General features: G+C 64.5%; 16 protein-coding genes and 1 tRNA gene. 7 read left to right on the top strand and 10 right to left on the bottom strand.

Translation table 11 applies throughout. The annotated features are described in order from the left end of the window. The first annotated feature begins 2 nt into the window (after window positions 1-2). The 4 genes from mtnC to IPL75_07865 all read left to right on the top strand — a co-directional run bounded on the left by mtnC (window position 3) and on the right by IPL75_07865 (window position 2,249). On the top strand, window positions 3-677 hold the full coding sequence (mtnC, locus tag IPL75_07880) for an acireductone synthase (GenBank protein MBK9240177.1): 675 nt from the start codon (window positions 3-5) through the stop codon (window positions 675-677). A gap of 31 nt (window positions 678-708) precedes the next feature. Further along, a tRNA-Pro gene (locus IPL75_07875) sits at window positions 709-785 on the top strand. A gap of 208 nt (window positions 786-993) precedes the next feature. Then, window positions 994-1,770: a radical SAM protein gene (locus tag IPL75_07870; GenBank protein ID MBK9240176.1), complete on the top strand. Its 777-nt coding sequence runs from the start codon at window positions 994-996 to the stop codon at window positions 1,768-1,770. Window positions 1,771-1,838: 68 nt separating this feature from the next. Beyond that, entirely contained in the window at window positions 1,839-2,249 is a 411-nt protein-coding gene (locus IPL75_07865) for an SPASM domain-containing protein (protein MBK9240175.1), read from the top strand. 12 nt (window positions 2,250-2,261) lie between these two features. Here IPL75_07865 and IPL75_07860 read toward each other — a convergent pair whose 3' ends face one another. The 3 genes from IPL75_07860 to IPL75_07850 form a co-directional block, all read right to left on the bottom strand. Then, the gene (locus IPL75_07860) at window positions 2,262-3,617 is read right to left on the bottom strand and encodes a serine hydrolase (protein ID MBK9240174.1); all 1,356 of its coding nucleotides are present in this window, start codon (window positions 3,615-3,617) and stop codon (window positions 2,262-2,264) included. A 75-nt stretch (window positions 3,618-3,692) separates the two neighbouring features. Then, on the bottom strand, window positions 3,693-4,754 hold the full coding sequence (locus IPL75_07855) for a M48 family metalloprotease (protein MBK9240173.1): 1,062 nt from the start codon (window positions 4,752-4,754) through the stop codon (window positions 3,693-3,695). A gap of 11 nt (window positions 4,755-4,765) precedes the next feature. Continuing rightward, entirely contained in the window at window positions 4,766-5,155 is a 390-nt protein-coding gene (locus IPL75_07850) for a BlaI/MecI/CopY family transcriptional regulator (GenBank protein ID MBK9240172.1), read from the bottom strand. A 94-nt stretch (window positions 5,156-5,249) separates the two neighbouring features. On the opposite strand from IPL75_07850, the gene IPL75_07845 reads away from it, so the two are divergent. Genes IPL75_07845 through IPL75_07835 form a run of 3 tightly spaced genes read left to right on the top strand, consistent with a single transcriptional unit; the run spans window position 5,250 to window position 6,975 of the window. After that, window positions 5,250-5,516, top strand: a complete 267-nt coding sequence (locus IPL75_07845; GenBank protein MBK9240171.1) for a type II toxin-antitoxin system Phd/YefM family antitoxin — start codon at window positions 5,250-5,252, stop codon at window positions 5,514-5,516. A gap of 3 nt (window positions 5,517-5,519) precedes the next feature. Next, a complete protein-coding gene (locus tag IPL75_07840) occupies window positions 5,520-5,936 on the top strand; it encodes a type II toxin-antitoxin system VapC family toxin (protein ID MBK9240170.1) in 417 nt (138 codons plus the stop codon). Window positions 5,937-5,982: 46 nt separating this feature from the next. Further along, the gene (locus tag IPL75_07835; protein MBK9240169.1) at window positions 5,983-6,975 is read left to right on the top strand and encodes a sugar phosphate isomerase/epimerase; all 993 of its coding nucleotides are present in this window, start codon (window positions 5,983-5,985) and stop codon (window positions 6,973-6,975) included. Between the two features lies 1 nt (window position 6,976). On the opposite strand, the gene IPL75_07830 is transcribed toward IPL75_07835, so the two are convergent. From IPL75_07830 to IPL75_07800, 7 genes are all read right to left on the bottom strand, one after another. After that, complete coding sequence (locus IPL75_07830; GenBank protein MBK9240168.1) at window positions 6,977-7,972, bottom strand: LLM class flavin-dependent oxidoreductase; 996 nt, start codon at window positions 7,970-7,972, stop codon at window positions 6,977-6,979. Window positions 7,973-7,978: 6 nt separating this feature from the next. Next, on the bottom strand, window positions 7,979-8,305 hold the full coding sequence (locus tag IPL75_07825) for a helix-turn-helix transcriptional regulator (GenBank protein ID MBK9240167.1): 327 nt from the start codon (window positions 8,303-8,305) through the stop codon (window positions 7,979-7,981). Window positions 8,306-8,466: 161 nt separating this feature from the next. Next, a complete protein-coding gene (locus tag IPL75_07820) occupies window positions 8,467-8,685 on the bottom strand; it encodes a hypothetical protein (protein ID MBK9240166.1) in 219 nt (72 codons plus the stop codon). Further along, on the bottom strand, window positions 8,682-10,868 hold the full coding sequence (locus tag IPL75_07815) for a S9 family peptidase (protein ID MBK9240165.1): 2,187 nt from the start codon (window positions 10,866-10,868) through the stop codon (window positions 8,682-8,684). Before IPL75_07815 ends, IPL75_07820 begins: the two co-directional genes overlap by 4 nt. Before the next feature lie 157 nt (window positions 10,869-11,025). Further along, window positions 11,026-11,205, bottom strand: coding sequence for a hypothetical protein (locus tag IPL75_07810; protein ID MBK9240164.1), 180 nt, complete (start codon window positions 11,203-11,205; stop codon window positions 11,026-11,028). A 99-nt stretch (window positions 11,206-11,304) separates the two neighbouring features. Next, on the bottom strand, window positions 11,305-13,389 hold the full coding sequence (locus tag IPL75_07805; protein ID MBK9240163.1) for a hypothetical protein: 2,085 nt from the start codon (window positions 13,387-13,389) through the stop codon (window positions 11,305-11,307). Continuing rightward, complete coding sequence (locus IPL75_07800) at window positions 13,386-14,309, bottom strand: hypothetical protein (GenBank protein ID MBK9240162.1); 924 nt, start codon at window positions 14,307-14,309, stop codon at window positions 13,386-13,388. The genes IPL75_07805 and IPL75_07800 overlap by 4 nt, the downstream gene beginning before the upstream one ends. Between the last annotated feature and the right edge of the window lie 64 nt (window positions 14,310-14,373).

The following is a 14,373-nucleotide window of genomic DNA, read 5'->3' as shown; positions in this document are numbered from 1 at the left end:
CGATGGCGTTCGTGCACGAGGTGCTGTTTGCGTACGCACGCAGGCATCTTGAGGCGTTTGTCCTGGACCCGGCGAACACAGACCTGGTCAGTGAGCTGGCCGTGCAATTCGCGACAGAACACGCCGCCGAAGCTCAGGTGATGGGCGCGGGGCCCTGGCGGTCAGGCACCCGTGACGAACTGCTCGACTCGGTCATCACGTACGCCCTGTGGCTGATGGATCGCGATCGGAAGTCGCCGGCCTTGAAGGCGTTGCAGGGATACATCTGGGAGATCGGCTACCGCGCCGGCCAGCTTCGCGGCGCGACGTTTGCCGACGTGCCGTCGGCACTGAAGCGCTGGCACGCTGCGGGCCTCACACTGGCCATCTACTCCTCGGGCAGCGTCCTGGCGCAGCGGCTGATTTTTTCAATGACCGACGACGGGGATTTGACGCCGCTCGTCAGTCACTTCTTCGACACCATGGTGGGCCCGAAGCGGTCGGCCAATAGCTACGCGCGCATCGCGTCGGCGTTGGCCCTGGACCCGGCACACATTCTCTTCTTGTCAGATGTCGCCGCCGAGCTGGAGGCGGCCCGTGCGGCCGGATGGCAGGTCATCCTGACGGTGCGCCCCGACCACTTCGCCCCAAATCCAGGGGCTTACGAACAAGTCACGACATTCGACGCGCTGCAATAAGGCCGCGAACGGGGTACACTGGCTGTTCGGTCGGGGCGTAGCGCAGCCTGGTAGCGCACCTGCCTTGGGCGCAGGGGGTCGGAGGTTCGAATCCTCTCGCCCCGACCAATCCCTCGCACTTGCTCGGTCATGGTCCGGGCGATGGTTTCAGGCGGCGCGCGGCTCTCGCCGCGCCAGGCACGAATCCTCTCGCCCCGACCAATTTCAGCGGAATTCTCAGCACTCCCCAGTCGTAACGGAGGGATGGCCTCCCCTGGACGCCTCCAGACATCTGGCGTCAGTCTTGCAGCGCCTCAATGCAACTTGGGAGGCGGACATGCAACGCACCAGCGGCCTATTTAATCGGGCGGCCTACTCCACTCTGACCTGGACCGCACGGAGCATCGGCCATGTACCGCCCCTGCGGCATGCGCTTATGGCCGCCGTCGAACATCGCCTCCGCCGAAACGCCGCGGTCCCGGACGGCCGCCATCCCCCAGGTGTCCGGGACGACAAGCTGGCCATGGGCCTGGCCCTGCTGAACATTGCGGACCGTGCGCTCGAACAGGGCCTGCTCGGCAGTGAGTCGATCCGGGGTGTCCTCGACCGACTCGTCTACGACGTCATCGTCCGGCGCGGAGACAATCACGCGAAGGACCTTTTCCGTGAGAAACACGGCAGCAGCCCGCCGGACTTTCTCACCCTCAGCCCAGGCAAGACCTGCAACCTGCGCTGCATCGGCTGTTATGCCGACGCCGGCCCCACCGCGGAAAAACTCGACTGGGCCACGCTGGACCGCATCGTTACCGACGCGCGAAACCAGTGGGGCACGCGCTTCTTCGTGATCTCTGGCGGCGAGCCCTTCGCGTATCACGACGGCGGCAAGGGCATCCTCGACCTGGCCGAGGCACATCCGGATTGCTTCTTCATCTCCTACACCAACGGCACACTGATCACCGACAAGGTGGCCAGACGGCTCGGTGAACTGGGCAACCTCAGTCCCAGCCTGTCGGTGGAAGGCCTGCGCGAGAAGACGGATGCGCGCCGCGGGACTGGTGTATTCGACAAAGTGCTGCTCGCCATGGAGCGGCTGCGTCGCGAAGAAGTCTTCTAGACTTCTGGAACAGCGCCACCGCCAGCAACGGGTGCATCGCGGGCGGGCGCGCGGGTGGCTATCTCTACATGAACTGGAACGGTGACGTGTGCCCATGTGTCTTCGTGCCGTATTCGCCGGTGAACATCAAGGACGTCTTTGCGAGGGGCGGCACGCTCGACGATGTGTGGTCCGAGCCGCTGTTCGGGGCATTCCGCAACTGGCAGCATGAATACGGCTACCGCGAGGAGGGCCAAACCTACACCGGCAACGGCAATTGGCTGATGCCCTGCCCGATTCGCGACCACCATGCGGAATTCCGGGCCATGCTGAAATGTCATCCGGCCAAACCGATCGATGCGGACGCGGCGGCGGCGCTCGACGATCCTGACTACGCGGCGGGGCTTGAGACATTCGGACGGGAGCTTGGCGAGTTGACGGACCCGATTTGGCGCGAGCGTTACCTCTCTCACAAGGACGGTCCCCAGACCGGGAAGTAGACCGGCGACCGGTCAGGACTTTCTGACGGCCACAATCTTCTGGCGGCCGATCGTGACCTCAACTCCAGTGACGACACCGTCGCCGCCCGACTGAAAGACCACCGTGACACCGCGCTCCACCTTGAGCGTGAAGATGGATGGAGCCGTCGCGAACAACTCTGCCTCGCCCTGACCGGGAATGGACATGAAGAGCCGATCGTTGTACTCGAAGACACGCGCGACCGCGCCGGGGGCAACAACGTACTCGCCGGAGAAGCGGCGACGGGTGGCCGAGTCGGTCGGGATGACCACCGGCTCGGAAGGTGCGGGCAGATTGGACGCCAACGGTTGCACCACCATCGGCATCAGGCGTGGCGCGGCCACTGCAACGCCCTGCCGCGCGGCCACGAGGCGCTCGACCAGTTGCCAGATGGACGGACCCGCTACCGACCGGCCATTGTCCGTGTCGCCGCGATGCACGACCACCATCTCGGCCTGCGGAATGACAAACACGGTCTGGCCGCCGGTGCCGCGCGCGAGGTAGACGGCCATCTTGTCGAGCGTCGGGTAATTTGCGCCGAGCGACCCGGCTTCGTAGATCCACCACAGGTAGCCGTAGCCGGTCTTCTCTCCGGTCATTGAATGCACACGAAAGCTCTCGCGTACCCACGCCGCAGGCACCACCTGCTGGCTGCCCCAACGGCCTTCCTGCAGGTACAGCTGGCCGAATCTTGCAAGGTCGCGCGTCGAGATCCGGAAGGTGTGCGCGGGGAACCGCGACCGCGACGGTTCCAGCACGCGGAGTTGACGCGCGGGCTCGAAGTCCTCCATCCCAATCACACGGCCGATCCGCCGGTGGAAGGCCGCATAGATGTCCTCGCCGGCCTTCTGCTGATAGACGCTCTCGGCCGTGTTGAAGTCCCAGTTGTTGTAGAACCAGAACGTCCCCGGCGGATGGCTGCCGCGCGCGGGACGCTGCTTCTCCTGATCGGCATCCGCGTACGCGGCACCGTGATAGACGCCGGACCTGGACGCAATCAGATCCCTGAACGTCGCGCGCTTCTCTTCCGCATTCAGCGCCGGTTCATCGTCGATGCCCAGTTCAGACAACGTGTCGGATAGCGACAGCACCTTTTCATCAACGGCGATGCCGTACAAGGCGCCGGCCAGGCTCTTGCGCACCGAGTGCGCCATCAACGGTCGATCAACCGCACCCCAGGCGGCCACAACACGACCGCGATAGAGCGCCATCACGGCCGCAGCACGGTTCGAATCTGCAAAGACGCGTGCCTCTTCGAGGGCGGCCGTTGAGAAGCCGGCCTCCGACGCATCGGCATAGGCCATCCACGGCTGCTCCGCCGTGGCCATCGCGCCCGCCAGCACGAACATGACGTTTACAATAGTAAAAGATAGAGCCGTTCGAATCCGTTCGCCACTCATTGCCAATGTCCTTTCAGGGAATCGTCAGAACGCGCGATTGATCGCGTCGCGCCACGCGCGCAAGATGCGCCGCACCTCGAGCATCCGCGGGTTGGGTTCTTCCTTGCTCGAGGCCAGCCACGGCAGCCGATCCGCCACCAACTCCGGGTTGGCCGACACGCCGGGGCCGAACCACACGACGATTGTCAGCGCCAATGTCGCCAGTGCGACGCCGGTCGATCGGCGGCGTGGCGGCGTCGGTCCTCGGTGCCCGTCGAGCAACCGGCTGACCCGCGCCACCACCGGCGAACCCGACGCCGCGGCCCCGCCCGAAAGCGCGACGATGGCCGTCGCCAGCCGCGCGAGCCCGCGCGCGAGCGCGACTGGATTGCCTGTGGCCTCCACCGCGACGTCGTCTGCTGCGTCCTCGGACGCCTCGCGCAGCCGCGACATCGCGATGCGATTCAACGGCTGGAATGCCGTCAACCGCACCAGGCTTCCGGCGACCATGAACCAGAGTGGATCGCGGCGCTTCAAGTGGCCCATCTCGTGGGCGATGAGAGCGCGCCGCTCGTCAGCCGGCGCTGAGGCGTACAGCGCTGCCGGCATGCAGATCTCGGACAGGCCAATGGCTGCCGGCACGCCGGCAGCCTCCGAGAGCGTCACTCGAGGTACGCGGCAGCCCACCGCGGACGCAAGCAAGGCAGCCTCGTCCTGCAGGACTGCGGGTGCCCGACGACGCTTGCCGAAGACCTGCCTGAGCAGCGTGTGGCCAGCCTTTAGCCCCGCGAAAAGAACGAAGGGCACCACCAGCAACGGCATCAGGACGAACACGCCGGCGCGCCAATCCACCAGCGCCTGCGGGGCCAGGCGCGACAGGTCCCAGGTCAAGGGCATGGCCTCGCTCAATCCGACCGCCGTAATCGACGCGCTCACAACAGGCGCGATCAGGACAAACCGCCACATCGTGGCGCGATCCCCCGCCCCAACGCTCCAGGTGCGCGTGATGGCGATTGCGCCAAGGCACACGACCGTACTGTGGAGGAGGTACGACAGGACCCAAGCGGCCAGGAACGCGGCGCCGACCACAAAAAGGACTTCGGCCATCGGCGTCGGAATCATCGCCTGGTCCGCTTCGCGTCATGCGCGTCCAGCATCTTTCGCAGTTTGCTGATGTCGCCCTTGCTGACGGCGGGCTTGGAAACTGCGAAGCTGACCATCGCGGTAAGGTCGCCGCTGAAGAGCCCGCCGACGAGTCCGTCCACTCGTGCGGCCATGACGTCCTCTCGGCTGACGAGGGCGCGGTACCAGAACTCACGACCCTCAGCTCGATGCGCGAGAATGCGCTGGCGCTCCAGCCGATGGAGCATGGTGCCGATAGTGCCGCGAGCCAGACCGGCACGGTCTTCGAGGGCCTGGTGGATCTCGTGCGCGGTGGCCTCGCCGCGTTCCCAGACCACACCCATGATGGCGAGTTGCTGGTCGGTGAGGTCGTAGGGGCGCTTCACCTTTACAGGTGTAAACGATCACCCGGGATCGTGTCAACCTGACCGGAATCAACCACCCTTGCACCTTGCAATAGATGGCCATAAAATTGTGGTCATGGCGAAGGCCCCACCCGTTCGTTCCTCTGTCGGCTCGGCCGCTTTCAAGGCACGGTGCCTGGAGCTCATCGACCACGTCAAGGAATCGCGCGCCGAGTACATCGTCACGCGTCACGGCACGCCCGTCGCGAGACTTGTGCCGGTGGAAGCCGCGCAACAGGGATCTCCTCTCGGCAGCATGAAGGGTACGGTGCTGAAGTACGAGCGGCCCTTTGATTCGGTGCCGGCCACCTGGAGCATCGAAAATCCAGACGACGAGGAGTGACGAGTGCTGCTGGATACGCACGTCTGGATCTGGCTGGTGAATGACGAGCCGCGGAAGCTCGGACCGCGGACACGGCGGCAACTCGGTAAGGCCACTGGCATTCGAGCGGCGTCAGTCTCAAGCGCGTCGGTCTTTGAGATTGCGGCGTTGCACACGGCAGGTCGGCTGCATTTTTCCCAGCCCGCGGACCGGTGGATCCGGAACTCGATCGAGCGCGCCGGCTTCAAAGTGATTGACATCGAGCGGGACATCGCCGTCGACGCCGGGATGATTCCGGCGACGGCCCTGCTCGACCCGTTTGACCGGTGTCTGGTGGCGACGGCCCGCGAGTACGGAGTGCCGCTGGTTACGTGCGACCGACGCATTCTGGACTACGCCAGGCAGTCGGGCATGGTCCGGGTCATCGACGCGTCGGCCTGAGCGACCGGACGCCGCAGAGGGCCGCGCGGGATACAATCAGCCCGCTATGACGTACACACGACGTGAATTCACGAAGTTGGCTCTGACGGCGGCACCGGCCGTTGGGCTGCTCGGCGAACCAGTGGCAGGGGCATGGTTCGGCCAGAGCCGGCCGAACTCCCTGTTCAGCGGCGTCCAGATCGGGGCCATTACCTACAGCTTCCGGAGCCTGCCCGACCAGAGCGCGGAGGCCACGCTGCGTTACGTGATTGACTCAGGCATCAGCGCGATCGAGTTGATGGATGGACCGGCCGAGGCGTTTGCGGGCCGACCGGCCTCGGGGCGAGGGGGTGGCCGCGGCGGACGAGGCGTCCAATTGACGCCCGAACAGCAGGCCGAACAGCGCGCCGCTCAGGCGGCAGCGCAGGGAGCGCTAAAAGCCTGGCGCACCTCCGTATCCATGGACAAGTACAAGGCGCTGCGCAAGATGTACAACGACGCGGGCGTCTCGATCTACGCCGTGAAGATCCTGAGCCCGAACATGTCGGACGAGGAGTACGAATACGTGTTCAACGTGGCCGAAGCACTCGGCTGCACGCACACGACGCTGGAATTGCCGAACGATGAGGCGCAGCTCAAGCGCATCGGCGATTTCGCGATGAAGCGCAAGGTCTACGCGGCGTATCACACGCACCTGCAGGGCTCGATGACGGCCTTCGACCAGGCGTTCGCCCTGTCGCCCGGCAACATGGCGAATGTGGATCTGGGGCACTACGTGGCGGCCGGCAACATCGGCGGAACGCCGATCGAATTCCTGGAGAAACACCACGCCAGGATTTCGAGCGTGCACATCAAGGACAGGAAGTCCAAAGCCAACGGCGGTGAGAACGTGCCTTGGGGCACCGGAGACACGCCGCTCAAGGACATCCTGCAGACGATGAAGGCGCGGGCGTGGAAGTTTCCGGCGACGGTCGAGCTTGAGTACCGGATCCCTGAAGGATCCGATCCGGTGGCCGAGACAAAGAAGTGTGTCCAGTACTGCGCCGACGCGCTGAAGTAGCCTAGCCCGCGAGGCGGTCGCGCACCAGCGGCGCCACCTTGGTGCCGTAGAGTTCGATACTCGACATGGCCTGCGCGTGCGGCAACGTGCCGGCGCTGTATTTCATGTCGAAGCGCGCCAGGCCCAGTGCCTGGATCGTGCGCGCGATTTTGGCGGCCACGGTCTCGGGCGAGCCGACATACAAGGCGCCGTCCGGTCCCGCTTCACGTTCAAAATTTGCGCGTGCCACCGGAGGCCATCCGCGTTCGGCGCCGATACGCGTCATCATCGCCTGGTAGTGCGGCCACAACTCCTCTTTGGCCTGGTCGTCCGTGGCGGCGATGTGCCCCGGTGAGTGCACGGCCACGGGTTGGGTCGGCTTGCCAAACTTCGCGAGTGACTGGTGATACAGATCCACGAACGGACGGAACCGCTGTGCGCTGCCGCCAATGATGGCGAGCGTCAGCGGCAAACCGTGACGCGCGGCCCTGACCACGGATTCGGGGCTGCCGCCCACACCCACCCACGTTCGCAGGGTCCCCGCTTCGATCGGTGGATACACGACCTGGGCTCCCTTCAGCAAACCGGCGAAGCGCGCCAACTTGGTTTCGAACAGTTCCTCGTACTGCGAGAGGTCGTAGCCAAACAGCGAATACGACTCGGTGAACGATCCTCGTCCGAGGATCACTTCGGCGCGGCCGTTGGACAGCGCGTTGAGTGTGGAGAACCTCTGGAACACACGCACGGGATCGTCGGTGCTGAGCACGGTCACCGCCGATCCCAGCGTCATCTTCGTCGTCTTCCCCGCGATCGCCGCCAGCACCACCTCCGGCGCTGAGATCGCGAAGTCCGCGCGATGATGCTCACCCACGCCGAAGCAGTCCACGCCGACCGATTCGGCCAGCACGGCTTCCTCCACGACGTGGCGCAGGGCTTGCGCCTGTGAGATCAGCGAGCCGTCAGGAGAAACGGTGACGTCGCCGAAGGTATCAAGACCGAGTTCGATGGCATAAGACATGACGTCTCAGAATACTCTGCGAGCACTCGCCGGCAGCGCCTGCCAGAGGCGGGTGGATTCGGTTTGTTCGTGCCTCAGGAGCGTGCGGCCGGAAGGGGTGAGTTCGTACAGGCGCTTCGAGCGCCCTCCCGGTATGGCGAGAGGCGCTGAGCGGCGTGTTCGCAGCAGGATGCGTCGCTCAAGCCGCGTCAGGGCCGCATAGACCGCGGCGAGGGAGACGGGCTTCCCGAGGAAGCCCTCGAGGTCGTCACGAATCGCGACGCCGTAGGCGTCGTGTTCGAGTCGAACGACCGCGATGAGCACCGCGATTTCCACGTTGGTGAGCGAGGGCATTCCGGGGCTCCGAAATCAGATATCTTCCAGTGGCTGGAAGATATGCAAAGGCCACACGTACGGTGCCTGAACGATGGCCTCTTCCCGAAAAGCCTCAATGCGAATGTTGTAGCGACCAGGCGCCAGGTCGGCCATGCCCTCCAACCATGGGGCGCGGCGGGTCACTGCAGCCGCCTCCACATCTCCAATGTGAATGCCAACGCGACCTGCAACAGGACCCCGGCTGTCATATACGGAGAAAAGAACTGAAGGTAGACGGCCATCAGAAAGATGGCCACGCCGACAGCCTTCGTGATTGACACACCTTCACCATCGTGAAGATACAAGATGCCCAGCACGAAGGACGTCAGCACCGGCACCCACCCGAGGAGTGCCGTCATCGGCGGCGAATCACCTCGAACACGCCGCGGTCGATGAGCCGGCCGTCAGAGGCATTGGCCGCGCCGCTCCACGGCAGGTCCACGTCAACGACACCACCGCCAGCGCCAGTCGGCTTCGTTGCCGGCGCGTCCACCACGGGCAGGCCGTCCTTGCAACTTTCCGTGGCAGACGTCAGTCCGACCGCGGCCGTGAACGCGCACACGTACCGGCGGTTGCGATCGATGGCCAGCCGTGTCTCCGTGATGCCATGGCCCTGACGCGGATAACGCACGTACGTGACATCCTTGCCCAGGTCCTTCAACGCCTTGTAGAACTCGTCGGCCTGCGTCGGCGGCACGCGCTCGTCAGACGCGCCATGCATGATGAGCATCTTCGACTTCACGTTCTTCACATGCCGGATGGGCGACAGCTTGTCGTAGAGCCCCTGGTTGTCCCACGGCGTGCCAAAGAACCACCCGAGATACGCCGGAATATCCGTCGTCGAATACATCGAATAGAGATTGGTCAGGCCGGCGCCAGGAGAGATGAGCTTGAAGCGGTCTGTCTGCGTGGACATCCAGAACGTCATGTAGCCGCCGTAGCTCCAGCCATACGCCACCATGCGATTGGAATCAGCCCAGCCCTGCGCGATGACGTAGTCCACGCCCTTCATGATGTCGTCGTAGTCGCCCATGCCCCAGGTGTTCTGGTTGGCGTTCACGTGTTTCTGGCCGTAGCCCGTGCTGCCGCGGAAGTTCACCTGCAGCACGAGGAAGCCATTCGCGGCCAGCACCTGGTTGAACGAACTGAACCCTTCAGTCGACGCCGAACTCGGCCCACCGTGCGGATTCACGATCAGGGGATACCGCGTGCCGGCCTGATATCCCACAGGTCGAGTGAGCACGCCTTCGATAGCGCCACCGTCGGAGTTGGTCCATTTGATCGTCTCGACCTGCCCGAGCTGGACCTGCTCACTCGCAATCCACGGATTGGCATTCGTCAGCCGCACCGGCGCGCTGTACCCGGCGCCCTGCCGTCGCACGGCCCACAAATCGCCAGACGACGTGCCGGCGCTGTGAGAGAAGACCCAGGTGTTGTTGTCGTGCGAGAGTTCGAATGCGCCGCTCACGCCGGCCATGGGCGCGCGCGTGGTGGAAAGCTCCCCGGTGGCCACATCCACGCCGAAGAGTTCAGACCGCGTCCCCTTCCCTGTGGACCAAAAAATGAGCTTCCCGTCCCGCGACCAGATCGGCGCACCAAAATCGAGGTCGAAATCTTTCAGCAGCACTTTCGGCGCGCCACCGGCCACTGGAAACAAGTGCAGCTTGTCGTACCACTGCGTATTTCCCGACTGTGGCTTCGAGGCCACCGCCAGAATGGAACCGTCGGGCGACCACCGCGGACTGGTATCGGGTCCGGCATTCTCGAAGAACTTGCGCGGCACGCCACCCAACTCCACCATCCACACATCCGACCACGCCGCATCGTCCACCTTCGTGTTGGGACGCGTGACGTATGCCACCTTCTTCGAGTCGGGTGACCACTGCGGATCGCTCACCACGAACTGCCCCTCGGTCAGCCGCTTCTCGGTGCCGCTGGCGATATCAAACGTCCACAGGTGCGACCAGCGGAACGTCTCATCCACCACCACCGCATCGTCTCGATCGCGACGCCGGCGACGGTCTTCGGCAGAGAGGGGATCCTGCGCGGTGAGCAGCAGCGTCTTACCGTCGGGGGAAATGGAGAACGAGGCGACGCCGCCGGGATGTTTGGTGGCGGCCCACGCTTCCCCGCCATCGATGTGCATGAAGAACACCTGGCTGCCGCCGCCGTCGCTGTCTGCGGTGGCCGGCGCCGCGCCGCGCGACGAGAGGAACGCGATCTTGTCTCCAGCCGGGAACCACACGGGCGCCGTGGTGTTCGCGTCGCCGAACGTCAGTTGGCGTGCGCCGGTGCCGTCGATCTTCACGCGCCACAGATGCGTCTTCGTCCGCCACTGCGCATCATCCCAGTCGCGCACGGTGCGGGTGTAGAGCACCCATTGGTCGTCGGGCGAAATGGCCGTGCCGCCGACGCTCACGAAGTTCTGGGTGTCGCGCACGTTCATCAGCCGCGGGCGGACAGCGGAAGATTGCGCCTGGGAGGCCACACCGGCAGCGAGCACGACACAGAGCGACAGGGCGGCGGTGCGAAGTGACATCATGACAATCCTCCAGGGAATGGGTGGGAGGATTCTACCCTGAGGTCTTCGGAGGCCGGACCTTCAGGTCCGGCATACACGCCGGGTCTGAAGACCCGGCCTCCGAGGACGGCAACGGTGTAGGGCGTCGCTTTAGCGGCGCCAACAGCCACTGCGGGCGCTAGAAGTGTTGGGTCGTTCCGTCGCCGTCGGGAGAAGGCCGGAAGCTCTTCTTCTGTACGCCGCTTGTGACCTGCGTGTCCCTCAACGCGCCTCCAGCCACGGTTTCAAGCTGGTCGTCCGCCAATTCGCCCGTCTTGACCTCAACGTCTTCACTCGGCTTCCCGGTTTCGTCGCTCACAATGCGCTCCTCTCAGGGGTAACGGCTGGGAGTTTATGCGCAGTTGGCGACGAGGGGCAAGAGCTCAACCAATGGGCCAATGAGGCAATCGGCGACGCCTTAACGCACAGGCGCTGCGAGGAACGCGGCATCGGTCGGGGTTGACAGGCCCACATGCTCCAGCACGATCGTCCCAGCTTCGGTCTTGTCGAACAGGAGCCGAATGGTGGCAATCTGCCGCGGGTCGAACTCGGGTGATGTTCGGGCGAATTCCGCGATCGGCATCACAAACGTCTGCGGGATCAATTCGAAGATTGTGCTGAAGCGCTGCGCGTCGCGTCCCGCCCGGCGATAGAGGCGAGTGTCCAGGGGCTTCCGCGCGATCCCAAACTGGCTGAGCGGCAACCGTACGACGTGGCCGGCCGTGTCCACGAGTTCAACCGTCAGATCGACCGGCGTCTGATCCGGTTCCGGCGTGGGCCGCTTCGGTTCTTTGGGCCTGGGGGGCGGCTTCACCGCAGGCTTCTTGACCGCGGGCTTCTCGCCGGTCTTCTCTTCCGGCTCTTCCTTCTTGTTCGGGTCTTTCGGCAGCGCGCGCGGCCCGGGCTTGGTGTTGGTCGCGGCCAGGGAGATGTACACCGCGCTCTGATCGCTCACGCCCCACGAACTACGCACGTTATCGGGCACAGACACCGTGAACGACGCGGGCGGCGCGGGCGCGCCCTTCGCATCGGACCACGGCGGTACCGGCTTCTTCAGCCTGCGCGCCTCGACAGACAACTTCGCGTACTCGATGGCGTGGGCGTCCTTGGCCTTGTCGTCCGCCGGGAAGTAGTTGTTCCATCCGAGTGTGACGGCGTTGTGGTTCTGGTTGTCGCCGCCGCGCCCTCTGAACGGCACCGCTTCTTCCTTCCACGCCGATAGCCCCTCGCCCGCGAGCACCACACCGGGCACGGACCCAGTGGTGAGGTCCACGTCCTTGTCGAACGACGCGAGGGTCTTGAAACCGTTTTCCTGGAACTTCGTTGTGTACAGAGTCTTCGGCAGCCACGAGCCAACCGTGCGATGGTCGCGGAACATCGGCACGTAGTCGCGCTTCTGATGGAGTGTCGCCTCGAGGAATCCCGAGATGAACACCTTGCCCATCTGACGCTGGGCCTCGCCATCGATGAGCGTCCGCAGATCCAGCGACCGGCCGCTGCGCGGACCGTTGTCCTTGTTCTGCCACACGGTGTTCCACTGCCCGTGGTTGGCGCGATACATGAACACCATCGACTTGAACCACGGTTGGCCGTCCGTGAACTGCAGCCGTTCATACTGCCGCGCGCCGACGGCCGTGGACACGTCACCGTCGTGGGAGCCGTGGATGATCAGGTAGTTGACGTTTTCGAGCGGCGTGAACACGCTGGACGGTTTGTACTGCCCGTCCACTGGAGCAATGGCCACCACCGCCTTGATGTCGAAGTTGAACTTGAACTCCTGCTTGAAGTCATCCGGGTAGTACTTCAGCCGGTTGAAGGCAGCGGCCGTGGCCGCCGCTTCCCCGCCGCGCGAATGCCCCATGAGGGCGATCCGGCTCATATCGACTCGCCCGAAGAACGGCCCGTCGGCCGTCTCGTTAAATGTCTTCCACACTTCCAGATGTTTCAGCAGCAGCCACGCGCGACCGTCGTTCTCCGCGCTCAGGCCGTTGATGAAGTTTTCATCCACCGACACCATGATGAATCCGCGCGACGCCAGCAACTCACCGAGGTATCCATACCCAGGATCCGAAAACTCCTGGTAGCTGTGATTGCCATGAACGATGAGCACCAGGGGAAAAGGCCCGGGCCCATCCGGATACCAGACACGGCCGTTGAGGGGAGCCTTCTTCAGGTCGAAGCCGAAGAACTTCAACCGCTGCTTCGCGGCGTCACCCGTCACGGTGGCAAACGGCGTGACGTCCACGGCTTTGGTTTTAATTGCGACACCCGTGCGGAACTCCGCGCGCTGTTTGTCGGTGCCGGAACCGTAGAAGAGCGTCTTGACGGTGAACGGCCCACGCTCCGCGGGGTTCGCCGCCAGGACCGTCTGCTTCGACAGGACCTCTGCCGAATCGTCTTTCATGAACTTCAGGGCCTGCGTGCACCCGGCAGCGGCCACGCCGGCCGCCAGCAACAAGACAAGCGCTCGCCCGCCGGATCGCGAAGCGCGAAGGTGCATCATCGCCATCGAAGTGTCACTCCATTGGCCGACCGGCCACCATCAAACAACCGCAGGGCATATTCCACCGTGAGCCGGTCCATCGTGAACGCAGCGCCCAGCGACACGGGCTTCTCCGCATTCGTCTCGGGCCTGCGGACGCCGGCGCGGAACATCACCGAATAGCCTTCGATCCAGCCGTAGCCCAGCTCCACACCCGCGGCCGGGGCCGTCCATCCCTTCCGGTGCGCCACTTGTGTGAACACGCCCAGATCAAACGGGCCCGCGCCTCTCACCATGGACCACCCGAGCGCAACCTGCCGCGGAATGGGAAGCGTGACGCCGCCATCACGTGAATGGCGGCCGATGTTCTGGAACGCAATCGCCGCCGCGCCGCCGAACAGATTCCGCGCCACACCCACATCGGCCAGCAGCATGTGCTGGTTGATGCGCACCGGATTCAGCACGGTCGGCGCCGGCGAGGCGATGTCCGACACGTACTTCGCGGCTGCACCGACGCGGAATCCCTTGTAGACAATCGCGCCGCCAACGGTGAACAGCGCGCTCGTGCCGCTTCGATCCCCTTCGGCCCGCGTGACATCCGGCGAATACGGATACGCGGCGGCGTCAGCATTAAACCCGACAAGTTGCGCGCCCCACCCAAACGTCGCGGACCACTTTCCGCCGGTGTAGATCGACCCCATGGACACCATCGTGGACGCCGGCCCGAGGCGCGCCAGGGACAAATCAAACCCCGACCGCGCGCCAATCAACTGCGCCGGATTGTGGAAGATCACATCCTGGTCGCGCCCAGCCACCCACGCGTTGGCGAGCGCAGCAGTGCGTGCACTGGAAGGAATGTGCAGCACCAGAGGACCAGTCGGCGGCGCCTGCGCAAACGCGGGCAACGCGGTCAGTGGCAACCACCCTAAGGCTGCGGTCATAAAGAGTACAGAACGGAGAACGCGCATGACGCGAGAGTTTATCGCGAGTAGGCGCGAGGAGTGA

Source organism: Acidobacteriota bacterium (assembly GCA_016716905.1).
Classification (GTDB): Bacteria; Acidobacteriota; Vicinamibacteria; order Vicinamibacterales; family SCN-69-37; genus SYFT01.
The sequence above is the reverse complement of the archived record's forward strand: the minus strand, read 5'-3'. Positions and strand labels throughout refer to the sequence as shown.